The 23,360-nt window shown below is 53.6% G+C and carries 25 protein-coding genes; 11 read left to right on the plus strand and 14 right to left on the minus strand.

The window, feature by feature from the left end:
- Nucleotides 1-28 precede the first annotated feature (28 nt).
- The 11 genes from ACOTZP_RS20710 to nfsA all read right to left on the minus strand — a co-directional run bounded on the left by ACOTZP_RS20710 (nucleotide 29) and on the right by nfsA (nucleotide 10,744).
- Entirely contained in the window at nucleotides 29-1,498 is a 1,470-nt protein-coding gene (locus tag ACOTZP_RS20710; RefSeq protein WP_023305775.1) for a sensor histidine kinase, read from the minus strand.
- On the minus strand, nucleotides 1,482-2,189 hold the full coding sequence (locus ACOTZP_RS20715; RefSeq protein ID WP_271075031.1) for a response regulator transcription factor: 708 nt from the start codon (nucleotides 2,187-2,189) through the stop codon (nucleotides 1,482-1,484). Before ACOTZP_RS20715 ends, ACOTZP_RS20710 begins: the two co-directional genes overlap by 17 nt.
- A gap of 72 nt (nucleotides 2,190-2,261) precedes the next feature.
- The gene (gene rlmC / locus ACOTZP_RS20720) at nucleotides 2,262-3,389 is read right to left on the minus strand and encodes a 23S rRNA (uracil(747)-C(5))-methyltransferase RlmC (RefSeq protein ID WP_032676348.1); all 1,128 of its coding nucleotides are present in this window, start codon (nucleotides 3,387-3,389) and stop codon (nucleotides 2,262-2,264) included.
- Nucleotides 3,390-3,429: 40 nt separating this feature from the next.
- Complete coding sequence (locus ACOTZP_RS20725) at nucleotides 3,430-3,927, minus strand: YbjO family protein (protein ID WP_087878582.1); 498 nt, start codon at nucleotides 3,925-3,927, stop codon at nucleotides 3,430-3,432.
- Nucleotides 3,928-3,969: 42 nt separating this feature from the next.
- Nucleotides 3,970-4,815, minus strand: a complete 846-nt coding sequence (gene potI / locus ACOTZP_RS20730) for a putrescine ABC transporter permease PotI (RefSeq protein ID WP_022647574.1) — start codon at nucleotides 4,813-4,815, stop codon at nucleotides 3,970-3,972.
- Nucleotides 4,812-5,765, minus strand: coding sequence for a putrescine ABC transporter permease PotH (gene potH, locus ACOTZP_RS20735; protein ID WP_022647573.1), 954 nt, complete (start codon nucleotides 5,763-5,765; stop codon nucleotides 4,812-4,814). Before potH ends, potI begins: the two co-directional genes overlap by 4 nt.
- 9 nt (nucleotides 5,766-5,774) lie before the next feature.
- The gene (gene potG / locus ACOTZP_RS20740; RefSeq protein ID WP_006809449.1) at nucleotides 5,775-6,908 is read right to left on the minus strand and encodes a putrescine ABC transporter ATP-binding subunit PotG; all 1,134 of its coding nucleotides are present in this window, start codon (nucleotides 6,906-6,908) and stop codon (nucleotides 5,775-5,777) included.
- Between the two features lie 143 nt (nucleotides 6,909-7,051).
- A complete protein-coding gene (gene potF / locus ACOTZP_RS20745) occupies nucleotides 7,052-8,164 on the minus strand; it encodes a spermidine/putrescine ABC transporter substrate-binding protein PotF (protein ID WP_063163409.1) in 1,113 nt (370 codons plus the stop codon).
- A 350-nt stretch (nucleotides 8,165-8,514) separates the two neighbouring features.
- Entirely contained in the window at nucleotides 8,515-8,991 is a 477-nt protein-coding gene (locus ACOTZP_RS20750) for a YbjN domain-containing protein (protein ID WP_022647571.1), read from the minus strand.
- A 63-nt stretch (nucleotides 8,992-9,054) separates the two neighbouring features.
- Nucleotides 9,055-9,957, minus strand: a complete 903-nt coding sequence (gene rimK / locus ACOTZP_RS20755; RefSeq protein WP_032621711.1) for a 30S ribosomal protein S6--L-glutamate ligase — start codon at nucleotides 9,955-9,957, stop codon at nucleotides 9,055-9,057.
- A gap of 64 nt (nucleotides 9,958-10,021) precedes the next feature.
- The gene (gene nfsA / locus ACOTZP_RS20760) at nucleotides 10,022-10,744 is read right to left on the minus strand and encodes a nitroreductase NfsA (RefSeq protein WP_023299683.1); all 723 of its coding nucleotides are present in this window, start codon (nucleotides 10,742-10,744) and stop codon (nucleotides 10,022-10,024) included.
- 185 nt (nucleotides 10,745-10,929) lie between these two features.
- Between nfsA and ACOTZP_RS20765 the strand changes: the two genes are divergently transcribed.
- Nucleotides 10,930-11,199, plus strand: a complete 270-nt coding sequence (locus tag ACOTZP_RS20765; protein ID WP_014169305.1) for a GrxA family glutaredoxin — start codon at nucleotides 10,930-10,932, stop codon at nucleotides 11,197-11,199.
- A gap of 30 nt (nucleotides 11,200-11,229) precedes the next feature.
- On the opposite strand, the gene ACOTZP_RS20770 is transcribed toward ACOTZP_RS20765, so the two are convergent.
- Nucleotides 11,230-11,604 carry an inner membrane protein YbjM gene (locus ACOTZP_RS20770; RefSeq protein WP_023299682.1) on the minus strand — a complete coding sequence of 125 codons (375 nt, stop codon included), beginning with the start codon at nucleotides 11,602-11,604 and terminating at the stop codon, nucleotides 11,230-11,232.
- Nucleotides 11,605-11,878: 274 nt separating this feature from the next.
- Here ACOTZP_RS20770 and ACOTZP_RS20775 point away from each other — a divergent pair, with 274 nt between their 5' ends.
- The 3 genes from ACOTZP_RS20775 to ACOTZP_RS20785 all read left to right on the plus strand — a co-directional run bounded on the left by ACOTZP_RS20775 (nucleotide 11,879) and on the right by ACOTZP_RS20785 (nucleotide 15,117).
- Nucleotides 11,879-13,564, plus strand: a complete 1,686-nt coding sequence (locus ACOTZP_RS20775) for an aspartate:alanine antiporter (protein WP_001024855.1) — start codon at nucleotides 11,879-11,881, stop codon at nucleotides 13,562-13,564.
- A 266-nt stretch (nucleotides 13,565-13,830) separates the two neighbouring features.
- The gene (locus ACOTZP_RS20780) at nucleotides 13,831-14,229 is read left to right on the plus strand and encodes a hypothetical protein (RefSeq protein WP_032670998.1); all 399 of its coding nucleotides are present in this window, start codon (nucleotides 13,831-13,833) and stop codon (nucleotides 14,227-14,229) included.
- A 105-nt stretch (nucleotides 14,230-14,334) separates the two neighbouring features.
- Complete coding sequence (locus ACOTZP_RS20785) at nucleotides 14,335-15,117, plus strand: DUF2971 domain-containing protein (protein ID WP_032676351.1); 783 nt, start codon at nucleotides 14,335-14,337, stop codon at nucleotides 15,115-15,117.
- 428 nt (nucleotides 15,118-15,545) lie between these two features.
- On the opposite strand, the gene ACOTZP_RS20790 is transcribed toward ACOTZP_RS20785, so the two are convergent.
- The gene (locus ACOTZP_RS20790) at nucleotides 15,546-15,980 is read right to left on the minus strand and encodes a hypothetical protein (protein WP_271075030.1); all 435 of its coding nucleotides are present in this window, start codon (nucleotides 15,978-15,980) and stop codon (nucleotides 15,546-15,548) included.
- Nucleotides 15,981-16,812: 832 nt separating this feature from the next.
- On the opposite strand from ACOTZP_RS20790, the gene ACOTZP_RS20795 reads away from it, so the two are divergent.
- The 5 genes from ACOTZP_RS20795 (at nucleotide 16,813) to arsC (ending at nucleotide 20,534) form a co-directional block, all read left to right on the plus strand.
- Entirely contained in the window at nucleotides 16,813-17,520 is a 708-nt protein-coding gene (locus ACOTZP_RS20795; protein WP_023305769.1) for a hypothetical protein, read from the plus strand.
- 221 nt (nucleotides 17,521-17,741) lie between these two features.
- Nucleotides 17,742-18,221, plus strand: a complete 480-nt coding sequence (locus ACOTZP_RS20800) for an Hcp family type VI secretion system effector (RefSeq protein WP_023305768.1) — start codon at nucleotides 17,742-17,744, stop codon at nucleotides 18,219-18,221.
- A 224-nt stretch (nucleotides 18,222-18,445) separates the two neighbouring features.
- The gene (locus ACOTZP_RS20805) at nucleotides 18,446-18,766 is read left to right on the plus strand and encodes a metalloregulator ArsR/SmtB family transcription factor (protein ID WP_022647563.1); all 321 of its coding nucleotides are present in this window, start codon (nucleotides 18,446-18,448) and stop codon (nucleotides 18,764-18,766) included.
- A gap of 40 nt (nucleotides 18,767-18,806) precedes the next feature.
- Nucleotides 18,807-20,096: an arsenic transporter gene (locus tag ACOTZP_RS20810; protein ID WP_271075029.1), complete on the plus strand. Its 1,290-nt coding sequence runs from the start codon at nucleotides 18,807-18,809 to the stop codon at nucleotides 20,094-20,096.
- A 12-nt stretch (nucleotides 20,097-20,108) separates the two neighbouring features.
- Nucleotides 20,109-20,534, plus strand: coding sequence for a glutaredoxin-dependent arsenate reductase (arsC, locus tag ACOTZP_RS20815; protein ID WP_126490345.1), 426 nt, complete (start codon nucleotides 20,109-20,111; stop codon nucleotides 20,532-20,534).
- 27 nt (nucleotides 20,535-20,561) lie between these two features.
- Here arsC and ACOTZP_RS20820 read toward each other — a convergent pair whose 3' ends face one another.
- Complete coding sequence (locus ACOTZP_RS20820; protein WP_032624580.1) at nucleotides 20,562-21,113, minus strand: TetR/AcrR family transcriptional regulator; 552 nt, start codon at nucleotides 21,111-21,113, stop codon at nucleotides 20,562-20,564.
- 82 nt (nucleotides 21,114-21,195) lie between these two features.
- Here ACOTZP_RS20820 and ACOTZP_RS20825 point away from each other — a divergent pair, with 82 nt between their 5' ends.
- Nucleotides 21,196-22,410, plus strand: coding sequence for an MFS transporter (locus ACOTZP_RS20825; RefSeq protein ID WP_023299676.1), 1,215 nt, complete (start codon nucleotides 21,196-21,198; stop codon nucleotides 22,408-22,410).
- Nucleotides 22,400-23,212 (plus strand): Cof-type HAD-IIB family hydrolase, encoded by an 813-nt coding sequence (locus ACOTZP_RS20830; RefSeq protein WP_022647558.1) that lies wholly within the window; start codon nucleotides 22,400-22,402, stop codon nucleotides 23,210-23,212. The genes ACOTZP_RS20825 and ACOTZP_RS20830 overlap by 11 nt, the downstream gene beginning before the upstream one ends.
- Nucleotides 23,213-23,360: the final 148 nt, after the last annotated feature.

Genomic DNA, 23,360 nt, shown 5'->3' on the forward strand with positions numbered 1-23,360 from the left:
GGAAAGCGCAGCGCCACCCGGCAATTTCTCATAGCGGCACAAAGAACCTGAACCGCGCCCCGCTCACGGACTCCATCAGCCTGATCCCGCCACCGTGCAGCTCCAGCATTCTCTTCACGATTAACAGCCCTAATCCCCCACGGTTCTCCCGCGACGCCTGAGGATTTAACGCTGAAGGCCGCTGGAACAAATCGTCGCGCAGCGAGGCATCTACGCCCGTACCATTGTCTGCCACTTCGACCTGAAGTCGTTCATTCTCCTGCCAGACCGCCAGACGAATTTCTCCGCCGCTCGGCGTATGACGGATGGCGTTATCCAGAAGATTAGTGACCACGCGCTCGATCATCGACACGTCGGCGTTCACCAGCGGCAATCGCCCCGGCACATCAATACGCAGGTTCACCTCGCGCGTGCGGGCGGTAAGTTCAAACTTCTGCGCCACGTCGGAAATCAGTTCAGCCATGGCAAAACGCTCGCGCTGGGGCTTGATGCCGCCGTGCTCAAGACGCGCCAGCTCGAACAGCTGCTGCGACAGATGGCGTACCTTTTGCCCCTGACGCAGCGCGGTAGCGAGGTACTGCTGATGCTCCTGCGGCGACAGCGTGGCGGATTTCAGCGACAGCGTTTCCAGATAACCCAGCAGCGACGTCAACGGGGTGCGTAAGTCGTGCGAAATGTTGGCGATAAACTCCCGCCGCTGGCGGTCGCTGTCGGCCAGCCGATCCCACTGAGAGGTGATTTTGCGCGCCAGCTCGATAAAGGTATTGCGCAGGATCGCCACTTCATCCTGGCCGGCAGGCTGGAGCGGCTGGGCCGCCAGCTGCTTAATCGCGCTGATGCTGTCCTGCTCCAGCCCGGCCACGTCCAGCGTGAGCTGTTTAACCGGGCGCGTCACCCAGTACCAGAGCAGCAACCCGGCCAGCAGACCAAACAGCGCCACCAGCAGCATCGACCACAGCGCCGTACTCCAGAGCGCTTTGTGCCAGGCCATCTCCGCCAGCGCGTTGGACTCCTCCCCCTGCAGAATAATGTACAGATACCCCTTCAGCTCACCGTCCTGCCGCAGCGGGGTGGCGCTGAAGACTTTCTTATTCTGGCTTCGGGGATCGTCGCCAAACACCGGCATCACCGTCCCGCTCAGGAAATTCTGTATCGGCGCGAGGTCAATTTTTTGCCGCTGAATGTGCCCCGGCGGGGCGGCATCGGCCAGGATATCGCCATCAGGCGAGACAACATACAGCTCGACGCTCGGATTAAAGGTCATCAGCCGGTCGAACAGCGGCTTTAAGGCGCTGCGATCCACCCTGCCCTGCGTATCCAGAATCGCTTCCCGCTGCGCAATCTGCTGCGCCAGCCCGCCGGAGAGACGCTGCACCATCGCATTGCCGTACTGCATGCTAACGTAGAGCTGCACCGCACAGGCGACGGTGGCGCAGAGCAAAAGTAACACCGTAAACAGCAGCGTCAGGCGCTGGCTCAGGCTAAAGCGACACATCATGTTTCTGCTCCGCAAATTTGTAGCCTTTACCCCAGACGGTGCGAACGATCTCCGGCTCGGCGGCATCTTTCTCTATTTTGATGCGCAGGCGGTTAATATGGGTGTTGACGGTGTGTTCGTAGCCTTCGTGCTGATACCCCCACACCTGCTCCAGCAATGCCAGCCGTGAAAAGACCTCTCCGGGATGGCGGGCAAAAAAATAGAGCAGTTCAAATTCACGCGGGGTGAGATCGACGTGTTGACCGTTAAGACGCACGGTGCGCGCCAGCGGATCGATAGTCAGACCGTGCGCCTGAATAATGCCGTCCGTCTGCGCCTGGCCCATCGCCTGCTGTCGGCGGAACAGCGCCTTAATGCGGGCAATCAGCTCCTGCACCGAGAAAGGTTTTGCCAGATAATCATCCGCCCCGGTTTCCAGGCCGGTAATACGGTCAGTTTCACTGCTGCGGGCGCTAATGATGATAGTGGGCAGGTAGCGGGTCATCTGGCGGATACGGCGGCAAATCTCCAGACCATCAACATTCGGCAGCATCAGATCGAGGATCACCGCGTCCCACGGCTGTTTTTCCAGAAGCGGTAACGCCTTTCCCCCGTCCGGCTCGTGGGTAATGGCGTAGCCTTCATCTTCCAGGTTAAGACGCAGGAGTGCAGCGATATCGTGGTCGTCTTCTACCAGCAGGATCTGCTTCATGGGTAAGCCTTCAATCATTTGTTATGACGTAAGCTTACCTGATTTCGAGCGGGGGAAGAGTTCACATTTTGTTTAAGATTTCACGAGCAACGTCAGCACTTCGTAATGCGCAGTGTGCGGGAACATATCAAAGAGCTGAACGCGCGCAATGCGGTAGCCCGGCAGGCTGGCGATATCCTTCGCCATGGTCTGCGCGTTACAGCTGGAGTAGACAATGTACTCCGGCGCCATCTGGCTCAGGTAGTCGCAGAGCGCCTGGCCGATACCCCGGCGCGGCGGGTTCACCAGCACCAGCTCCGGCACGTTGCCCTGGCCGGTGGCGAACCGGGTCGAGTCCAGCGCCTGGAAGTGCAGATTCGTCAGCCCCAGCTCCGCGGCGGACTGTTTCGCGCAGGCGATGGCCTCCGCAGAAATTTCAATCCCGGTGAGCTGCATGTCTGGCGTGGCACAGTGCAGGCCAAAGCCGCCGACGCCACAGAACAGATCCCACATGTGATGAACCTGTAACGCACGCACCCAGTCGCGCGCGGTCGCGTACAGCGCGCTGGCGACGGTGGGGTTAGTCTGGAAGAAGCTTTGCGGACGGATCCACAGCGGCACGCCGTTGAAATTCTCCGCCAGCGCATGCTGTTCGGTGAAGAAAATCTCTTTCTCTCCTTCCATGATCGCCATATGCACCGGCTGAATATTAGCGGTAATGACCTTGAGCTGCGGAAGCTGTTCCTGCAGCCACGGCAACACCGCGCGAAGCTGCTCCAGTTTGGTTTCCGAACGCAGCACAAAGCGCAGCATCATCCCGCCGTCGATTTGGCTTTCGGTCAGCAGAAGGTACTTAAGCTCGCCGCGCCTGCGGGCAACATTATAGGGCGTTAACCCCGCGCGGGCGATAAAGGGTTTCAGGGCGGTAAACACCGGCTCAAACGAGGCGGGATACAGCGGACAGCCGGTGAGATCGACGGGCGTGCCGTCACGGTGCAGCATGCCCAGCAGCGGCTTTTCGACGCTGCCGCTGACCACCATTTTGGCTTTATTACGAAAGCCCTGCTCCGGCCCGCTGACGGGTGCGCACCACTCGCCCACCGCGTGTGCTGCCAGCAGCTGTTGCAGGTCGGCCATTTTGGCGGTGAGTTGTTGAGGGACCGGCTGTTCTATCCACTGACAGGAGCGGCAGCGTCCGGCGTCATAGAGTGCGCACTGCATATGAAAACCTTAAGAATCACGAGGGCTGCGATTATACACATTATTGCAGGCGGAAGAACCGCCGACTGGAGGCGGGAACATAGAGCAGGCAGAGCACCAGCATGTCCGGCAATTTTTGCATCACTAAGGAATGGAAAATCTCGCGGCGGGAGCCGCCGGGAATGCTGAATAGCTCCGGATAGCCATAGCCCAGCGAGGCGGCCCACAGATAGCTGGCGGCGGTGATCTGCGTAAGAAAATATACCCAGCGCGCCCAGTTGCGCCCCTTTACCAGCGAGAACGCACAGTAGATCTCAATAAACACCAGCATCAGGCTGCTGAGAAACACCAGCGTCAGATTCCACGTCTGCGCGCTGCGGTGAATGAACTCCCCCATGCCTCGCGGGCCCAGCGTGTTCATAATCATCAGCACATCCAGGCAGCGGATCATAATAATGGCGAGCGCCGCCACCTGCACCAGCGCAGGGACGTTCGGACGGGCGTGCGAATGACGTGTTTTTTGCAAGAATCCCAATGTTTTTACTTCCCTGAAAAACAGTGCCGCGTCATACGCGGCACATCACTGGAAATAATAATTCCTTCAGCCGCGTCTTGCACGCTGGATATCGCGCACGCGCTGCTTTTCCGCGCGCGCCATCAAATACCAGGCGATAAATCCGACAATTCCGACCACGCCGAGGATGATGGAGGCCAGGGCATTAATCTCCGGATTCACCCCCATGCGCACGCTGGAGAAGACCAGCATCGGCAGCGTCGTCGCGCCTGGGCCCGAGACAAAACTGGCAATAACCAGATCGTCGAGCGAGAGCGTGAACGCCAGCAGCCAGCCGGAGATCACCGCCGGCATAATCATCGGCAGCGTAATGATAAAAAAGACCTTCAGCGGCGTGGCGCCAAGATCCATCGCCGCCTCTTCAATGGAGCGATCCAGCTCGCGCAGCCGCGAGGAGATGACCACCGCCACATACGCCGTACAGAAGGTGACGTGCGCCAGCCAGATGGTGAGCATCCCGCGATCCGCTGGCCAGCCGATGGCGTGCGCCAGCGCGACAAACAGCAGGAGCAGCGACAGACCGGTGATGACGTCCGGCATCACCAGCGGGGCGGTGATCATAAACGCAAAACCATTTGCTCCGCGAAAACGGCCGAAGCGCACCATCACCAGCGCGGCAATCGTGCCCAGCACGCAGGCCATCGTCGCCGCCAGCGCCGCAATGGTCAGGCTCAGCCCCACCGCACTCATCATCGCATCATCGTGGAACAGCTCGCTGTACCAGCGCGTCGACCAGCCCGCCCAGACGGTGACCAGCTTAGAGCTGTTGAACGAGTAGATCACCAGCATCAGCATCGGCGCATACAGGAAGGTAAAGCCGATAATCAGGATCAGAATTCGCCACGGGGAGCGTACTACCGGTAAGTTGTTCATCCGTGGTCTCCCATCTGTTTCTGCTGATGTTTGTGGAACCACATGATCGGCACGATCAGCAGCAGTAACATGACAATCGCCACCGCCGAGGCCACCGGCCAGTCGCGGTTATTGAAAAACTCCTGCCACAGCACGCGGCCAATCATGATGCTGTCCGGCCCGCCGAGCAGTTCGGGGATCACAAACTCCCCGACCGCCGGGATAAACACCAGCATCGATCCGGCGATGATCCCGCCTTTGGTGAGCGGCACAATGACGCTGAAGAACGTCTTCAACGGGCGTGCGCCGAGATCCAGCGAGGCTTCCACCAGCGAGTAATCGATTCGCGTCAGCGCCGTATAGATTGGCAGCACCATAAACGGCAGATAGGCATAGACAATCCCGATATACACCGCAAGGTTGGTATGCAGGATCGTCAGCGGCTGGTCGATCACCCCAAGCCACAGCAGGAAGTTATTCAGTATGCCGTTATTCTTCAGGATCCCCATCCACGCGTACACGCGGATCAGGAACGATGTCCACGACGGTAAAATGACCAACAACAGTAAAATATTTCGCGTCGACGGCTTGCTGTGCGCCACTGCCCACGCCAGCGGGTAGCCCATCAACAAGCAGCAGATCGTTGAGATCGCCGCAACCTGTAACGACTGTAAATAGGCTTCGAAATAGAGCGGATCCTCAGTCAGTTGCAGGAAATTCCCGAGGTTTAAGGTCAGCGTCAGCTGCCCGTCGGCCCACTCCCACAGATCGGTATACGGTGGGATCGCCCGCGCCATCTCCGCCAGGCTGATCTTAAAGACGATCAGGAACGGCAGCAGAAACAGCAGGATCAGCCAGATATAGGGCATGGCGATGACCAGCTTGCGGCCATGCGCCATCTGCACGCGCGCCAGCCAGTGCGAGAAACCGCCCGGTTTTTTGACGCGGGCTGGAGGTTCAAGTGTGCTCATGACCGCTCCTTATACCGTCAGGACTACGCAACTGTCCGCATCCCAGCACAGGCTCACTTCGTCGCCCCAGGTTGGCTGTCCCTTGCGATACCGGTGTTCGTTCTGTAACTGGGCGCTGAGCATCTGCCCGCTTTTCAGGCGGACATGGTAAATCGACAGATCGCCGAGATAGGCGATGTGTACCACTTCGCCCACGGCAAAGTTATAGCCATCGGCGGGCGGCTCATCGCAAAGCATGATTTTTTCCGGGCGCAGGGCAACGTAAACCGGCACGTTGTCCACCACGGAATTATCAGAATCAACCTTAAGCGGGTGCACCAGCCCCGGCGATTCAATCACCAGACCGTCTTCCTGGCGTTCCTTCAGCAGCCCTTCGAAGACGTTTACCGAGCCGATGAACTCCGCGCTGTAGCGGGTTGTCGGGTGTTCGTAAATCTCCTCCGGCTCGCCTATCTGCACGAACTTACCGCGATTCATGATCGCAATGCGCCCGGCCATGGTCATCGCCTCTTCCTGGTCGTGCGTCACCATCACGCAGGTCACCCCTACGCGCTCAAGGATATCCACCACTTCCAGCTGCATCCGGTCGCGCAGCTTTTTATCCAGCGCGCCCATCGGCTCGTCGAGCAGGAGTAATTTCGGCCGTTTGGCCAGACTTCTTGCCAGCGCCACGCGCTGACGCTGGCCGCCGGAAAGCTGATGCGGCTTACGCTTCGCGAACTCCTGCATGTGCACCAGGCTCAGCATCTCCGCCACGCGCGCGGTGATTTCGGCTTTCGGCAGTTTGTCCTGCTTCAGGCCGAAGGCGATGTTCTGCTCGACGGTCATGTGCGGGAACAGGGCATAGGACTGGAACATCATGTTAATGGGCCGCTGGTACGGCGGCACGCTGGAGAGGTCTACCCCATCCAGCACGATCTGCCCGGCGGTAGGTTGTTCAAACCCGGCCAGCATGCGCAGCAGGGTCGATTTACCGCAGCCGGATGCGCCGAGCAAAGCAAATATTTCACCTTTGTAAATCGTCAGGCTGACATCGTCCACGGCATGCTGGCCGTCGAAGGATTTGGTGAGGTTTCGAATTTCAAGAAGCGGGGTCAGCGCTTTACGGACTTTCGCCTGCGGGCGGGGGATCGCGTCATTCACGGGGTGCTCTCCGGCATAGATCAACACTGGTGCAAACGCACCGTCAGGGTGCGTATCGCCGGGCGGCGCTAACGCTTGCCCGGCCTACGGGATTTGTCGGCCCGGTAAGCGACAGCGCCACCGGGCAACGATATCAAACGCCGTTACTTACCGCTTTTCACCTTCGTCCACGCGCGGGTACGCACACGGTCAATTTTCGGTTCCTGCACTTTCAGGGTGAAGAGCTTGGCAAACACATCGGCTGGCGGGTAGATCGCCGGATTATTGCGGATTTCTTCGCTCACCAGCGGCACGGAGGCCTTGTTACCGTTGGCGTAGTAGACGTGGTCGCTGATGTGGGCAATCACTTCCGGACGCATCAGGTAGTTGAGGAACTGATACGCTTCCTCTTTGTTTTTCGCATCAGCCGGCATCGCGAAGACGTCGAAGAACGCCAGCGCCCCCTCCTTCGGAATGAAGTAGGAAACATTCACGCCGTTTTTCGCCTCTTTCGCACGGTTCGCTGCCTGCCAGACGTCACCCGCCCAGCCGATGGCCACGCAGATATCCCCGTTAGCCAGGTCGTTGATGTACTGAGAGGAGTGGAAGTAGCGAATATTCGGACGCAGCTTTAATAGCAGGTCGGTCGCCGGACCGGTGTAGTCGTCGGCCTTGCTGCTGTTTGGATCTTTGCCGAGATAGTTAAGCACGGTGGCGAAAATCTCTTCCGGCGCATCGAGGAAAGAGACGCCGCAGCTTTTCAGCTTCTCGAGATTTTCCGGCTTCAGCACCACGTCCCAGCTGTCCAGCTTGACGTCCGGGCCCAGCGCCGCTTTGACTTTATCCACGTTATAGCCAATACCGGTGGTCGCCCACAGGTAAGGCATGGCGTATTTGTTGTCCGGATCATGCTTCGCCACCAGCTTCAGCACTTCCGGATCGAGGTTTTTCCAGTTCGATAACTTGTTCTTGTCCAGCGGCTGGAAGACACCGGCGGTCAGCTGACGCTCCAGGAAGCTTGCAGAGGGCACCACCAGGTCGAAACCGGTACTGCCCGCCATCAGTTTGCCTTCCAGTACTTCGTTGGAATCGAATACGTCGTAGACAACCTTAATGCCGGTCTCTTTTTCAAAATTCGCGACGGTGTCCGGCGCAATATAGTCAGACCAGTTATAGACGTGCAGCGTTTTTTGTTCCGCAGCGAGCGTGCCGGCAGAGACGGCCATCAGAGCACCCGCAACCAGACCCGATAACCATTTTTTATTCAAGGCGATCATATTGTTATTCCTTCTGAAAGCTCGTTAACAAACGAACCAAAACTGTGCAGCCTGAAGATATGCAATATTCATGCATAGTTTGTCGCTCTGCCCGAAATAAAATACACCCCTCTTCCCGGCAGGTTCCGCTCGCTTTTTTAAGCACCGCAAGAATAACTGTAGCCCGTGTCTCCGGCTATAGCCCAGACGAAAAAACGCCTTTTATCAATTTTTTATGCAGATTATGTCTACGTGATAAGCCGAAACGGCCCGAGAGGAGGTGAAAAATTCTTTAAAGAAAGGTTAAAAGCAGCAGAAAAAGCGGTGTTATGCAGCCGCTCTGGTAGCGACTGCGCAAAAGTCAGACAGGCTTAGTGGAGAAAATTGGAAGATGCATCATTATTCTCGGCATCATCTTCCGCGCTATACAGCAGGTGATGTGCGTTGGCTTCCATCATTACCATGGAAATTTGCTCTTCGCTCAGGCGCATAAACCAGGCGAACTGTTTGAAGGAGAGCCCCGCGCCGGAGAATAAAGACTGGCAAACCACCAGCTTCGGCAGATTATCATCCTGTATGTCGAGAAACGCTTTCACGGTCAAAGAACTGGCGTTAATCGCTGACAGATCGGATGCCAGTGCAAGCAGCGCTGAAGGCTTCACTTCAGCCAGCGCCGAGAACAAGATCACGTCGTTAATCAGATCAATTTTGGCATCAAAAATACCATCGAAATTTTGCATGTGAGGCAGATGCAGCGCCTGGCAGGAGTCGCATTCGAAAAAAGTAATACCGGCATCATCGAGCCATTGACGTAACGTATCCAGTGTAGGTACGACCTGTAAATCCATCGCTGTGCAGCCTCTTAAATAAAAACGTTGTCCAGCTTACGCAAAAAGTGCGCGCCGATCCATTTAACCGCCCGTTTTCAGGCAAAATCCCGGCGTCGCATGGCGTTCAATCCATGCGATCATTTTACCTGCAATATCGACGCCTGTGGTTTTTTCCACCCCTTCCAGCCCCGGCGAGGCGTTAACTTCCATCACCAGCGGCCCGCGGTCGGCACGCAGCAGATCGACCCCCGCCACGTCCAGGCCCAGCGTCTGCGCCGCTTTCACCGCAATCTCGCGCTCGCGCTCGCTGATAAGGGCCACCCGCGCGATACCGCCGCGGTGCAGGTTAGAGCGGAAGTCGCCCTCTTTCGCCTGCCGCTCTATGGCGGCCACCACTTCATCGCCCACCACAAAGCAGCGGATGTCGCACCCTTTGGCCTCTTTAATATACTCCTGCACCAGAATATGGGCATTCAGACCGCGAAAGGCGTCAATCACGCTTTCCGCCGCCTGACGCGTCTCCGCCAGTACCACCCCAATACCCTGCGTGCCTTCCACCAGCTTAATGACCAGCGGCGCACCGCCCACCATGTCGATTAAATCGCTGGTGTCGTCCGGGGAGTGAGCAATCCCGGTGACGGGCAAATCGATCCCCTGGCGCGCCAGCAGCTGCAGCGAGCGCAGCTTATCGCGGGCGCGTGAGATCGCCACGGATTCATTGAGCGGATAGCTTCCCAGCATTTCAAACTGGCGCAGCGCGGCCGTGCCGTAATAGGTGATCTGGGAGCCAATGCGGGGAATTACCGCATCAAAATGCGGGAGTTTGCGGCCTTTGTAATGAATCGACGACGCCGCAGGGTCGATGTTCATATAGCAGGACATCGGATCGAGGATCTCAACCTGATGTCCGCGTTTCGCCGCCGCTTCTCGCAGGCGTTTACATGAATAGAGCGTTCCATCCCGGGACAATATGGCAATTTTCACCCTGCACCTCTCTAAAGACATGGGAAAAGCCTACCTATCATACACGAGGCGCAGGAGGAAGGGACTATCGCGTTGCCCAGCCCTGTTTGTGCAGGTAATCAAGAATGAACGGGCGGTTTTCTTTAATGATGGTGCGACGAATATGGTCGCTCCAGGTATCGCGGCGGTTGTTGCTGTCGCGCGTCAGATAGTAGTTCGCCAGCTCTTCATCGTATTGATGCAGAACGTCCTGATCGACCGGCTGGTAGTGGTTTTCATGCACCAGCATCGCAGCAGGAATACGCGGCTTCAGATCCGGGTTATCCGCCGGCCAGCCGAGGCACAGACCAAACAGCGGCAACACGTGTTTCGGCAGCTTCAGCAGTTGCGTCACGCTTTCGATGTTATTACGCAGCCCGCCGATATAGACGCCGCCAAGCCCCAGCGATTCCGCCGCCGTGAACGCGTTTTGCGCCATCAATGCCGTATCCACCACGCCCAGCAGCAGCTGTTCCGCCAGCCCCAGCTCCGCCTCAGGACAGATTTGCAGGTGACGGTTAAAATCGGCGCAGAACACCCAGAACTCAGCCGCCTGGGCAACGTGCTTTTGTCCGCCCGTCAGCGTTACCAGCTGTTCACGCATCGCCGGATCGGTGATGCGGATAATGGAGCTGCACTGCAAAAAGCTGGAGCTGGAGGTGCCTCTTGCGCTGTCGATGATCGCGTCCCGCTGCGCCTGGGTGATCGGCTCATCGGTGAAATGGCGAATGGAACGGTGGGAACGAAGCAGGTCAATGGTTGGCGTCATTTTGTCTCTCTTTGTATTGCGTAAAACGTATGGCAGCCAGTATAGGCAATGATCCACCTGATGTAATTGGCGAAACATAGCCTGACTGTATCAAAGTGACAGGTGAAACCTTCTTTCCATGACGGCAGGTTATCGTGCACTATAGGGATTATTCGCCGTCAGGCTTGTTTTTTGAGGAGAGAGAAATGTTTGCAGTAATTTTTGGTCGTCCAGGATGCCCTTACTGTGTGCGCGCGAAAGAGCTGGCTGAGAAACTGACTGAAGAACGTGATGATTTCAACTTCCGTTACGTGGATATCCACGCGGAAGGCATCAGCAAAGCCGATCTGGAAAAAACCGTGGGTAAACCGGTTGAAACCGTGCCGCAAATCTTCCTCGATCAGAAACACATCGGCGGCTGCACCGATTTCGAAGCGTACGCCAAAGAGCACCTGGGCCTGTTTGCCGCTCAGTAATGCTAAGACGCCCTCACCCTGAGGGCGTTTTTATTTATGATGCTTCCGCTGTTGCAGCAGGCTGCGCATAAATAAGAAACAGAGCGCCCCCAGCGCACACCAGAAAACGCCACTTAGTAGCCACGCCACTTCCTGCCAGACGCTTCTCGACGAGAGAAACAGCACGCGCATCAGAAGCAGGCAGAGGGGCGCCGCAAGGATGGCCCCCAGCAGCGGCATTACCACCTCGCCTTTGCGCGAGAGAAAACTGGCCACTACCCCCGGCAGGATGAAGAACAACAGGCCCAGCTCGGGATGACCGGACGCTCTGAAGGCGCCCTTCACATTAAAAGCAAGCGACATGCAAACGACCGTAAACAGCAAAAAGCAGCTGATTACGCCAACCCAGTTTCGTTTAAAGTTCAAACTATCCTCCTGACTTATCTCTATCAAATACAAAAATCGTCCGGTGGACGCCCAGTCAGATAAAGCATTGCGGCAATCCTTGCCAAAGCACGCACACAAGTCGTGCGATAATAGGTGGCTGTCGGTAGCTATTACGATTAAACTAACCGCCTGCTAGTGTTTAGGGTATTTATCAGGAAGCAGGGAGGTGCAAAGTGATTCCCTGACTCTGAAAACAGTAGCCCAAATAGTCCTTTCATTCAACAACTTACTGGTAAACAAGAAGTTAGCCTCCGTGAATATAAACGTCGCAGACTTGTTAAATGGGAATTACATCCTGTTATTATTTGTGGTACTGGCACTGGGCCTTTGTCTGGGTAAATTGCGCCTGGGTTCAGTTCAACTTGGTAATTCCATTGGCGTTTTAGTCGTCTCCCTGTTATTAGGTCAGCAACATTTCAGTATTAACACGGACGCGCTTAACTTAGGTTTCATGCTGTTTATTTTTTGCGTAGGCGTGGAAGCCGGTCCGAACTTTTTTTCCATTTTCTTCCGAGACGGCAAAAATTATCTGATGCTGGCGCTGGTGATGGTCGGCAGCGCCCTGCTGATTGCGTTAGGGCTGGGCAAACTGTTTGGCTGGGACATCGGCTTAACGGCCGGTATGCTGGCAGGCTCGATGACCTCCACGCCGGTGCTTGTTGGCGCGGGGGATACGCTTCGTCATTCTGGCATGGCAGGCACGCAGCTTTCCGCCGCGCTGGATAACCTGAGCCTGGGCTATGCCCTGACCTATCTGATTGGTCTGGTGAGCCTGATTGTTGGCGCGCGCTATCTGCCAAAACTTCAGCATCAGGATCTCCAGACCAGCGCCCAAACCATTGCCCGAGAGCGTGGTCTGGATACGGACTCCAAACGTAAAGTTTACCTGCCGGTGATCCGCGCCTACCGCGTCGGGCCAGAGCTGGTTGCCTGGACCGACGGGAAAAACCTGCGCGAGCTGGGGATCTACCGTCAGACCGGCTGCTACATCGAACGTATCCGTCGTAACGGCATTCTGGCAAACCCGGACGGTGACGCAGTACTCCAGATGGGCGATGACATCGCTCTGGTTGGTTACCCGGACGCCCACGCGCGTCTCGATCCGAGCTTCCGCAACGGGAAAGAAGTGTTCGACCGCGACCTGCTGGACATGCGTATCGTCACCGAAGAGATTGTGGTGAAGAACCACAACGCCGTGGGCCGCCGTCTGGCGCAGCTGAAGCTGACCGACCACGGCTGTTTCCTCAATCGCGTGATCCGCAGCCAGATTGAAATGCCTATCGACGATAACGTGGTGCTTAATAAAGGCGATGTGTTGCAGGTCAGCGGCGATGCCCGACGTGTTAAAACCGTTGCCGACCGTATCGGCTTTATCTCGATTCACAGTCAAGTGACGGACCTGTTAGCCTTCTGCGCCTTCTTCATTGTTGGCCTGATGATCGGGATGATCACCTTCCAGTTCAGTAACTTTAGCTTCGGCATCGGTAACGCTGCCGGTCTGCTGTTCGCCGGGATCATGCTGGGCTTCCTGCGAGCGAACCATCCCACCTTCGGCTACATCCCTCAGGGAGCGCTGAACATGGTGAAAGAGTTCGGTCTGATGGTCTTTATGGCGGGTGTCGGCTTAAGCGCCGGGAGCGGCATTGGCAATGGCCTGGGTGCGGTCGGCTGGCAAATGTTGGTTTCCGGACTTATCGTCAGCCTGGTACCGGTAGTCATCTGCTTCCTGTTCGGCGCCTACGTGCTCCGCATGAACCGCGCCCTGCTCTTCGGCGCGATGATGGGCGCGCGCACCTGCGCACCGGCAATGGAGATCATCAGCGACACCGCGCGCAGCAACATCCCGGCGCTGGGCTATGCAGGCACCTACGCCATCGCAAACGTGCTGCTGACGCTGGCAGGTACGCTGATCATCATTATTTGGCCAGGACTCGGATAAATCTCAAGATTGCGTGTGGCTGAAAAAATTTTCGTTACGCGCAGAACTTTTTACGCAGGGTGCAGTCATAACTAGTGCCACTGCTTTTCTTTGATGTCCCCAATTTGTGGAGCCCATCAACCCCGCCATTTTTGGTTCAAGGTTGATGGGTTTTTTGTTGCCTGCTATTTTATCCCTTCCAAATCACTGACTTACTCACTCCATTTCATGCCAATGGCGGCAAAGTGGCGACAGAGAAAGCTCATTAACTATGTAAGGCTACAGCTATGGCATCAGATAGAAAAGCCAGGTACGATTCTATCGAACTTTACGTTCCAGAAGACCTAAGGCAAAAATTCATAGATGGTTTTGATGAAGTGGGTTTGCATGCTGGAGTGGTACGTTGTTTCTCCGCCAAGCCATCAACCGTAAAAGAATTTCTTAGCGTACTATATGAACGTGGTAAAACCTATGCACCATTAGTACTGAAGGCACTTGAAATGTTACAGAGAAAAAATAGCATTAAAATAGAAATTTGCTCAGATCGAAGAATCATTGATTTAAAAGGTGTTTCAACTGAGGATGCTCTTGAAATTATCAAGGCCTCAAATGCAATTAAAGTTTCTCATATAGAGAGTATCGAAGAACAAAGCGACACATCTGGATTCAAAAATTCAAAAGAATAATGATATTGACATCAAAAAAACTTGCAATCAATCATTATCACCGAAATTGCATTTAGGATGCACAGTTTCACAGCATCTTTGAATATTTAATAGAGGAGATATCTAATGTTAAATGTTGGCATCAACCATTCCCTGACACGACCAGTCAATAGGAAATTCTATAAATATCTTAATATGGAAAATTGCTTAAAAACCCTGAGTAACGGTACATTATGGTATTCAAGACCAGAAAAATTCAACGATCCTTTTGACTGCTACCCATATTTTCCATCCCAAGGCAAACAAAAACTTTTTAAAAGACTTAAAAGCATCTATAAACTCGAACAAAAGGCATCTAATAAATTATTGCAAAGAAATTTTAATTTAATGAGTCAAACAGGCGTAGGTGGAATAACTCATCGTTTAGTGTCAAATAACTTAACAGTCACATGTTTTAGTTTAGACCATTTATCCGCTCCTATGTGGGCACATTATGCCGACGAACATCAAGGCTTTGCAATTGAGTTTGAATATACATCCGAAATGATTGCACGAATTTCAAAAACTGAAAATCCAATAATAATAGTTCCTTTCGATGTTAATTATACCGACATGCGACCTGCCTTATATGACAAAGACGGTAATATGAACGGGTTGAATATTGCACTATCTAAAAGCAAACAATGGGCTTATGAACAGGAAGTAAGAGCATTAAGTAACCGTGAGGGTATCCATGAATTTTCCAGATTTCAAATTACTAAGGTTTTTGCCGGAGTAAGAGCTGGTAAAGAGAATAAAGCCAAGATAAGAGGCGCAATCGCTGATATGAATAAAGAGATAAATTCACGATGCAAATTTATTGAACTTGGTATGGCATTCGATAGCTACAAATTTGTTGAGTTGAATTAATTTCAATTAGGTATGGGGATATCCACAATTGTTAAAGTGAAACTCGTTGCAGATTGTTATGAAGTGGCTTCCATGCGAAGCCTTCAACATTACTAACATAATTCCAATTACAGCTCCCCTTTTGAGAGTATAAACTTTCATTTTAAATTCGTAAAACTACATTCAGTTTTCTCTATAAACTTAAATTCCCGATAATCTCGTGTGACAAGCACTGCATCTGAGTTTATTTGTAAAGCATGATATTTCCCATTACACATGAGGGTATCCTTTTCACCATTAGCCACGGTCACACCAATAAAATACATCAATAACAATGCCGACATGCCCCAAGTTAAATATACAAATTGTGTTAATACATTAAACTTATGAGCAGCTTTTATTGATCCAGTAACTCTAGGTGATTTCAAATAAATATTAAACCTCCGCATTTACCATTTTGTATTTACATTCTTTGGCACAACAGAAAACTCAGCCAGAAAAACAAAACAAAATACAAACACAATAAATGATAGTTTTGATATTGTCGGATCATGAAAAAAATCCATTATAGCCAAAAGCATTGTAATGATAATTAGACTATTTCGTTTAAAGAAAAGCCTCCATGGTTCACTCAGTGTCACAGCATCAGTCTGGCCTTCATTTATTTCACGCTCACCTATCGAAGTCAACATGTCAATAAAAAATGACATTAACCCTAAGACCCCTAACAAAAAAACACCAACCTTTATCATTGAAATCAACTGGATATCAATAAACTGCTCAGGAATGTTTTTTGCTCTGAAATATCCTAAAAAATATACGTATGTATATAAGTATGAACATGCAGTAATTATTAAAACCAATAATCCATCTTTGATTTTCATTATGCCACCATTATTCAATAAACAAGCACATTCAAAATGTGCGCATTTCAAGAATTTCAGTCAATTGTAAATTGGTATCAATCTGAAGGCCACGTCATCCTTGATTTCATCGCAAAAGATCATAACACATGATTACTTTATCAGTCATTTACACTCACGCAAAAAAACAGAAAAAATCATATAAATCAGATTATTAGCCAAGGCAGGGGCAAAGATATAAATCCAGAAAAATGAAAAACACTGAAATTCTTTTCAATCTTTTCAGTTCTGGGTTTCTGTTGAGCCGCCAGCACTGGCGCGGTATGGCGGTCTGATTTGGAGAAAAATAAAACTGAAAAATTTTTATGATCCAAAAACCGCAGGTGGGTGCGGTGTAGTGCGATTTTGGTCTGCGAAAGATTTTTTGGCCATGCTGTGACGCGCCAGCGCCCTGCTGGGGGCTCGATCTGCTTTAAGGGTGGCGCTAACTGCCTGAAAGGCTGGAACACGCCAGAGCGCTACTAGTTGCGCGTGGCAAAGTCTGTATGTGATGATATTTCTGTTGGATTTTGGAACGAGTCACTCAATGTTGAACTTATCTATTCGCACTAAAAGCTCGCCGATAAATCGCATATTGGTTAAAAAACATCAAGTCATTATCCTAAAAATACCCTGCTTTTCATAAACATGATCTGCTTTGAACTTCCATATTAGTTACAGATATACGCTGGAGCGGATAGAAACACTATGGAGGGGACAGGAATGCAGTTTTCAAGTTCAGTAATAGCAATGCCGGTCTTAGGGGATGCAGCAAAAAATCGCTCAATTGAGCTGAAGTGCGAGGTCAGTAAGCATGTACCATTCTGAAGAGATCATCCGCCAGCTTCAGAGCCAAAAGATACTGGCAATGAAGCTGGACCGGGCGGTACGTGATGTAGGTGAAGAGGTAAAGAGCCACCTGAATAATATAGGTGCCGGTGCCCAACGCCTGCTGTACTACACCTCCTGCTTTACTGATGAATATTACGATGTATGCACCCGACAAAACCTGGAGGACGCTCGATTCCGAAAGGGCATATTCCATCTCGTTTCTCGCTGGAACATCGTCTTTGACCTAATCAACACGTACGTAGAGGAGCTGGTTAAGGATTATTCCCCGGCAGAATTATCAGCGATACAGCATGCTCTAATGCGCGCTAACGTTTATATATCCACCAGCACGCTAACCTCGTATTCATTCTCTGCAGGCGTCGCATCGACTGTTTGCCTCTATGTGACCCTTCCACCTTCAGGGTTAAAGGTCGTTTCAGGATTAACGGGCGCGGCTATTGGAGGGCTGGGGATATACGGGGTTGTGCAAAAAGCTGCTGACAGCGCTCATCGCCTGCAAGTGATGCATCCCGCCTACTATCAAGCGTTATACCTGCGAGAACTGGAGATGATGTATTTCCTGGTGGAGCCTGCTTTTATGCGCGCGGGCGTGCTAACCCAGCAATGGACTGACAGTCAAAGCCCTTATGATGCTGCTGACACGATCCTGAAGCTAATGGGTAGACACTGATGGGCTTTTTAAGACGCTGGTTCAAATCTCAGGCTCAGTTTTTCTTCTGGACCTATGTCCCGATCATCCTCACGTTCATTTTTGGCTATGTCCTTGACGTTTACTTCCCTGAGGTTAGCCAGGGATTCATCCTCCTGTTTTACCTGGTAACACTGGGACTGGCTTACTGGATATGGCATTGAGGAACATCAATGCGTTACGCTTACTAATAAGGAAATTACATGTCTACACCCGCACACCTATGGCTAGAAGACGAGAACGGTTCGCCGATTATCGGTAGCTGCATGATGCCCACGCGTCTTGGTTCCATAGAGCTAAAATCGTTCTCCCACGGTGTAACCATTCCGGTTGATCCAAGCTGGGGTAAACTCACCGGCACGCGCGTCCATCGCCCTATTACGATAGTTAAAGAATTTGATCAGACTACCCCGCTTCTTTACCGCGCCGTGTGCGAAGGGAGAGTTATGAAGAAGGGGATCATTAAGATGTACCGCATTCTGGAGTCCGGGATCGAGGCCGAATATTTCAATATCGTGATGGAAAACGTTAAGTTCACGACAGTGGCACCCTTCATGACCCCTAACGGGATGAGCAGCACCCATCTTGAAACGCTCGAATTGCGTTACGAAGCAATCTCATGGAAGTACACGGAGGGGAATATCATTTACCGTGACACCTGGAACGATCGCTGCTGCGCCTGAGCACAGAAGAGCGTTCAAAGTGAGCAGATATAAAGAAACCGTCCCCCTGGGGCGGTTTCTTTCCCATGACTATCAGGAGTAGTCCGGACAAGCCATAAAGACTATTTTGACCTTAGCGAGTCCTCCAGTCGCTTTTTTATCCTTCCTGCTATCTCCTTCTTCTCTCCTTTACTACAATCACATATGATTTAATGCATATGACACAAAACATTCAGGATGACAGAATGCTCCACCCGCTCCAGCTCTTCAAAACCCTCTCCGACGAAACGCGGCTCTCCATCGTCATGCTGCTCCGTGAAGCAGGAGAATTGTGCGTCTGCGATCTCTGCTCCGCTACCAACGAGCCGCAGCCGAAAGTCTCCCGCCATATGGCATTGCTGCGTGAGGCCGGGCTGGTCATCGATCGTCGTGAGGGTAAATGGATCTACTACCGTCTCTCTCCCAACATGCCTGCATGGGCGGCAACCGTAATCGACACCAGCTGGAACTGCCTGCGAGAAGAGACACGTATGAAGCTGAAAAACCGCCTCCCGGGCTCGTGCTGACCACAACACATTCACAAAAACAGATATAACGGAGTAAAAGATGTTTCTGGCAGGGGCTATTTTTCTGTTTACGCTGGTACTGGTTATCTGGCAGCCCAAAGGGCTCAGTATCGGCTGGAGTGCCACCATTGGCGCCGCGCTGGCGCTGGCGAGCGGTGTGATCCACGTTAACGATATTCCGGTGGTCTGGAACATCGTCTGGAATGCGACGGCCACGTTTATCGCGGTAATCGTTATCAGTTTGCTGCTGGATGAGTCCGGTTTTTTCGAGTGGGCGGCGCTGCACGTTGCTCACTGGGGAAACGGTCGCGGGCGGTTGCTGTTTACCTGGATCGTGCTGCTGGGTGCGGCCGTGGCGGCGCTGTTCGCCAATGACGGTGCGGCATTGATCCTGACACCTATCGTTATCGCCATGCTGCTGGCGCTGGGGTTCAGCAAGCAGGCCACGCTGGCGTTCGTGATGGCGGCGGGATTTATCGCCGATACCGCCAGCCTGCCGCTGATTGTCTCCAACCTGGTCAACATCGTCTCAGCGGACTTCTTTAAGCTGGGCTTTAGCGAATACGCCTCGGTGATGATCCCGGTTGATATCGCCGCAATTGCCGCGACGCTGGTGATGCTGCATCTGTTCTTCCGCAAGGAAATACCGCCGGAATATGACCTGGCAAAACTCCGCGAGCCCGCACGGGCCATTCACGACCTGCCGACGTTCAGAACGGGCTGGATCGTGCTGCTGCTACTGCTCGTCGGTTTCTTTGTGCTTGAACCTCTGGGTATCCCGGTCAGCGCTATCGCAACAACTGGCGCGCTGATTTTATTTGCCGTTGCGAAACACGGGCACGCCATTAACACCGGGAAAGTGCTGCGCGGCGCACCCTGGCAGATCGTTATCTTTTCGCTGGGGATGTATCTGGTGGTGTATGGCCTGCGTAATGCCGGGCTGACGGAGTCTCTTTCAGGCGTTCTTGATCGCTTAGCCGGACACGGACTCTGGGCCACTACGCTGGGAACCGGATTTATCACCGCCTTTCTGTCATCCATAATGAACAATATGCCAACGGTATTGATCGGCGCGCTCTCCATTGAGGGCAGTGCGGCAACAGGCTTGATTAAGGAGGCGATGATTTACGCTAACGTGATTGGCTGCGATCTGGGGCCGAAAATCACCCCCATCGGTAGCCTGGCTACCCTGCTATGGCTTCATGTGCTGGCACAGAAAAACATGACCATTACCTGGGGCTACTATTTCAGGACGGGCATCATAATGACGCTGCCGGTTCTGTTTGTGACGCTCGCCGCGCTGGCGCTACGTCTCTCCTTCACACTGTAATGAGTAACGGATATGAGCAACATCACTATCTACCACAACCCGGCCTGCGGCACGTCGCGCAATACGCTGGAGATGATCCGCAACAGCGGTACGGAACCCGAAATTATTCTCTATCTTGAGAACCCACCGTCGCGTGATGAACTGACCAGGCTGATTGCAGACATGAGGATTCCCGTGTGCGATCTGCTGCGCAAAAACGTCGAGCCTTACGAACAACTGGGCCTTGCCGGGGGAAATTTCACCGATGACCAGCTTATTGATTTCATGCTGCTATACCCCATTCTGATTAACCGTCCGATTGTGGTGACGCCGCTGGGTACACGTCTGTGCCGCCCTTCTGAAGTCGTTCTCGACATCCTTCCGGACGCGCAAAAAGGGGCATTTACAAAGGAAGATGGCGAAGTCGTCGTTGACGCCAGCGGGAAAAAAATCTCCTGACATCAGGCGTGGCCGGGGCGAGCGCTATCAGACGGTATCCTCGCCTGCAATCCGTCCCACTATCGCCCGGATCTCCTCCCGGGTTAACGGCGACCGGTCGGTTACAAAATGCAGCGTCATCCCCTCGATAAACGCATCCAGCGCACGGGCGGTAGCCGGATCAAACCACTGCTCAAGCGTAGTCTGGCTCATCTTCATCCAGTCCTGCATCACCGTTTTCAGCGCGGCGCTGCGGTGCATAAAAGCGTACAGCTGATACATCAGCGCCATATTGTGTGGCGTGGTCACGGCTGAACTGTGGATCAGCGTGGTAATGGCCTCGCACGCCCTCTCCCGCCCGGTCACCCCCGCGAAGAAATCCCGGTACTGCTGAGACATCTGCTGCGTAAACCACGTGAACGCCTCCTCCAGAAGCGACTCCATCCCGTCGAAATAGTAGGTCATCGACCCCAGCGGCACGCCTGCGCAGGTGGCAATTTTGCGGTGCGTGACGGCATGAATACCGTGCTCAGCAATGGTGTCCAGCGTCGCCTGGAGTATCTTCTCGCGGCGGTTAGGGTCGTTCGGTGGTCTGCTCATAAAATCCTCATCCAGTTTGTGTACAAATGTACACAAAGTTGCTAGTGTTGTCGCTATTGTTGTACTTCTGGTGCTGATCCCAATGACGCTAACTTCTCCTCGCAAAGCCCTGCATCTACGCATGTGGGCGCTGTTTATGTTCTTCTTCATCCCCGGGCTGCTGATGGCTTCCTGGGCAACGCGCACCCCGGCAATCCGCGATACGCTGTCCGTCTCGACGGCGGAGATGGGGATCGTACTGTTTGGCCTGTCGATTGGCTCGATGAGCGGCATCCTCTGCTCGGCCTGGCTGGTGAAGCGCTTTGGCACGCGCGCGGTGATCCGCACCACCATGTGCTGCGCCGTGGTGGGAATGTTCGCTTTGAGCGTGGCGCTGTGGTTCGCCTCGCCGCTGATGTTTGCCCTTGGGCTGATGGTATTTGGCGGCAGCTTTGGTGCGGCTGAAGTGGCCATTAACGTCGAGGGGGCCGCCGTCGAACAGGCGATGAACAAAACGGTGCTGCCCATGATGCATGGCTTTTACAGTCTCGGCACGCTGGCGGGCGCGGGCGTGGGGATGGCGCTGACGGCGCTGGGCATTGCGGCCAATGTGCACATTTTGCTGGCGGCGCTGGTCTGTATTATCCCGATCCTCACCGGCATCAGGGCTATTCCCGCAGGCACAGGACAACACGCCTCGGACGAACAGAAGTCTGCGGCAAAAGGGTTGCCCTTCTATCGTGATTTCCAGCTAATGCTGATTGGCGTGGTGGTGCTGGCGATGGCATTTGCTGAAGGCTCCGCCAACGACTGGCTACCGTTGCTGATGGTGGACGGGCACGGATTTAGCCCCACCTCCGGCTCGCTGATCTACGCTGGATTTACGCTCGGCATGACCGTCGGACGCTTTACCGGCGGCTGGTTTATCGACCGTTACAGCCGCGTGGCGGTCGTCCGTGCCAGCGCCCTGCTGGGTGGGCTGGGCATCGCGATGATCATCTTTGTGGATGTGGACTGGATTGCCGGTGTGTCGGTGATCCTGTGGGGGCTGGGCGCCTCCCTTGGCTTCCCGCTGACCATTTCCGCTGCCAGCGATACCGGTCCCGATGCGCCGACGCGCGTGAGCGTTGTGGCGACCACGGGCTACCTCGCTTTCCTGGTGGGGCCGCCGCTGCTTGGATTCCTCGGTGAGCACTACGGGTTGCGCAGCGCCATGCTGGTGGTGTTAGGGTTAGTGATTATTGCCGCCCTGGTGGCGCGTGCGGTGGCAAAACCGGAAGCAGAACAAACGACAATGGAGAAGGGATATGAGCGTTAAACTGATTGCAGTCGACATGGATGGCTCCTTCCTGAGCGATGCGAAAACCTATAATCGCGCGCGTTTTCTGGCGCAGTACGCGCGCATGAAAGCGCAAGGCATCCGTTTTGTGGTCGCCAGCGGAAACCAGTACTACCAGTTGATCTCATTTTTCCCCGAGATCGCCCATGAAATCGCCTTCGTCGCCGAAAACGGCGGCTGGGTGGTGGATGCGGGCGAAGACGTGTTTAACGGCGAACTGTCGAAAGAGCATTTTCTGACCGTCGCCACCCTGTTAAACGACGTGCCCGGCATTGAGATAATTGCCTGCGGAAAAAACAGCGCCTACACGCTGAAAACGTATAACGACCTCTTCAAAGAGATTGCGGCGAAATACTATCACCGCCTTGAAAGCGTCAGCAGCTTTGACAACCTCAACGATATTTTCTTCAAGTTCGGGCTTAACGTCTCTGACGACGAAATACCGCGCATTCAGGCGCTGCTGCATGAGAAGCTTGGCGACATCATGGTGCCGGTGACCACGGGTCACGGCAGTATCGACCTGATAATCCCTGGCGTTCACAAAGCTAACGGCCTGCGGATCCTGCAAGCGCGCTGGGGCATTGAGGACAGTGAAGTGGTGGCCTTTGGCGACAGCGGTAACGACGTGGAGATGCTGCGCCAGGCTGGGTTTGGCTTCGCGATGGCCAACGCCAGACCGCATATAAAGGCTGTGGCCCGCTATGAAGCGCCGAACAATAATGACGAAGGGGTGCTGGACGTGATTGATATGGTGCTGGAGGGGAAGGCGCCGTTTAATTGATTCCGTGCGGTCTGGTGCCTTCACCCTAACCCTCTCCCACAGGGCTGAGGGTTCCCCAGTAATTTTTTTATGCAGAAGCAATAAAGTTGCTTTCTAAATGACTGAGGGCTGTCAGCGATGCCCTGGTCCGGCTGTAAATCGCTGAGGC

This window comes from Enterobacter cloacae complex sp. SYL001 (assembly GCF_049237025.1).
GTDB classification, from domain to species: domain Bacteria; phylum Pseudomonadota; class Gammaproteobacteria; order Enterobacterales; family Enterobacteriaceae; genus Enterobacter; species Enterobacter intestinihominis.

Excerpts from the sequence above, each read along its gene's own strand:
- ACOTZP_RS20710 (WP_023305775.1), bottom strand. The coding sequence starts at position 1,498 with ATGATGTGTCGCTTTAGCCTGAGCCAGCGCCTGACGCTGCTGTTTACG.
- ACOTZP_RS20715 (WP_271075031.1), bottom strand. The coding sequence starts at position 2,189 with ATGAAGCAGATCCTGCTGGTAGAAGACGACCACGATATCGCTGCACTC.
- rlmC (WP_032676348.1), bottom strand. The coding sequence starts at position 3,389 with ATGCAGTGCGCACTCTATGACGCCGGACGCTGCCGCTCCTGTCAGTGG.
- potI (WP_022647574.1), bottom strand. The coding sequence starts at position 4,815 with ATGAACAACTTACCGGTAGTACGCTCCCCGTGGCGAATTCTGATCCTG.
- potH (WP_022647573.1), bottom strand. The coding sequence starts at position 5,765 with ATGAGCACACTTGAACCTCCAGCCCGCGTCAAAAAACCGGGCGGTTTC.
- potF (WP_063163409.1), bottom strand. The coding sequence starts at position 8,164 with ATGATCGCCTTGAATAAAAAATGGTTATCGGGTCTGGTTGCGGGTGCT.
- ACOTZP_RS20750 (WP_022647571.1), bottom strand. The coding sequence starts at position 8,991 with ATGGATTTACAGGTCGTACCTACACTGGATACGTTACGTCAATGGCTC.
- nfsA (WP_023299683.1), bottom strand. The coding sequence starts at position 10,744 with ATGACGCCAACCATTGACCTGCTTCGTTCCCACCGTTCCATTCGCCAT.
- ACOTZP_RS20765 (WP_014169305.1), top strand. The coding sequence starts at position 10,930 with ATGTTTGCAGTAATTTTTGGTCGTCCAGGATGCCCTTACTGTGTGCGC.
- ACOTZP_RS20780 (WP_032670998.1), top strand. The coding sequence starts at position 13,831 with ATGGCATCAGATAGAAAAGCCAGGTACGATTCTATCGAACTTTACGTT.
- ACOTZP_RS20785 (WP_032676351.1), top strand. The coding sequence starts at position 14,335 with ATGTTAAATGTTGGCATCAACCATTCCCTGACACGACCAGTCAATAGG.
- ACOTZP_RS20790 (WP_271075030.1), bottom strand. The coding sequence starts at position 15,980 with ATGAAAATCAAAGATGGATTATTGGTTTTAATAATTACTGCATGTTCA.
- ACOTZP_RS20795 (WP_023305769.1), top strand. The coding sequence starts at position 16,813 with ATGTACCATTCTGAAGAGATCATCCGCCAGCTTCAGAGCCAAAAGATA.
- ACOTZP_RS20800 (WP_023305768.1), top strand. The coding sequence starts at position 17,742 with ATGTCTACACCCGCACACCTATGGCTAGAAGACGAGAACGGTTCGCCG.
- ACOTZP_RS20805 (WP_022647563.1), top strand. The coding sequence starts at position 18,446 with ATGCTCCACCCGCTCCAGCTCTTCAAAACCCTCTCCGACGAAACGCGG.
- ACOTZP_RS20810 (WP_271075029.1), top strand. The coding sequence starts at position 18,807 with ATGTTTCTGGCAGGGGCTATTTTTCTGTTTACGCTGGTACTGGTTATC.
- arsC (WP_126490345.1), top strand. The coding sequence starts at position 20,109 with ATGAGCAACATCACTATCTACCACAACCCGGCCTGCGGCACGTCGCGC.
- ACOTZP_RS20820 (WP_032624580.1), bottom strand. The coding sequence starts at position 21,113 with ATGAGCAGACCACCGAACGACCCTAACCGCCGCGAGAAGATACTCCAG.
- ACOTZP_RS20825 (WP_023299676.1), top strand. The coding sequence starts at position 21,196 with ATGACGCTAACTTCTCCTCGCAAAGCCCTGCATCTACGCATGTGGGCG.
- ACOTZP_RS20830 (WP_022647558.1), top strand. The coding sequence starts at position 22,400 with ATGAGCGTTAAACTGATTGCAGTCGACATGGATGGCTCCTTCCTGAGC.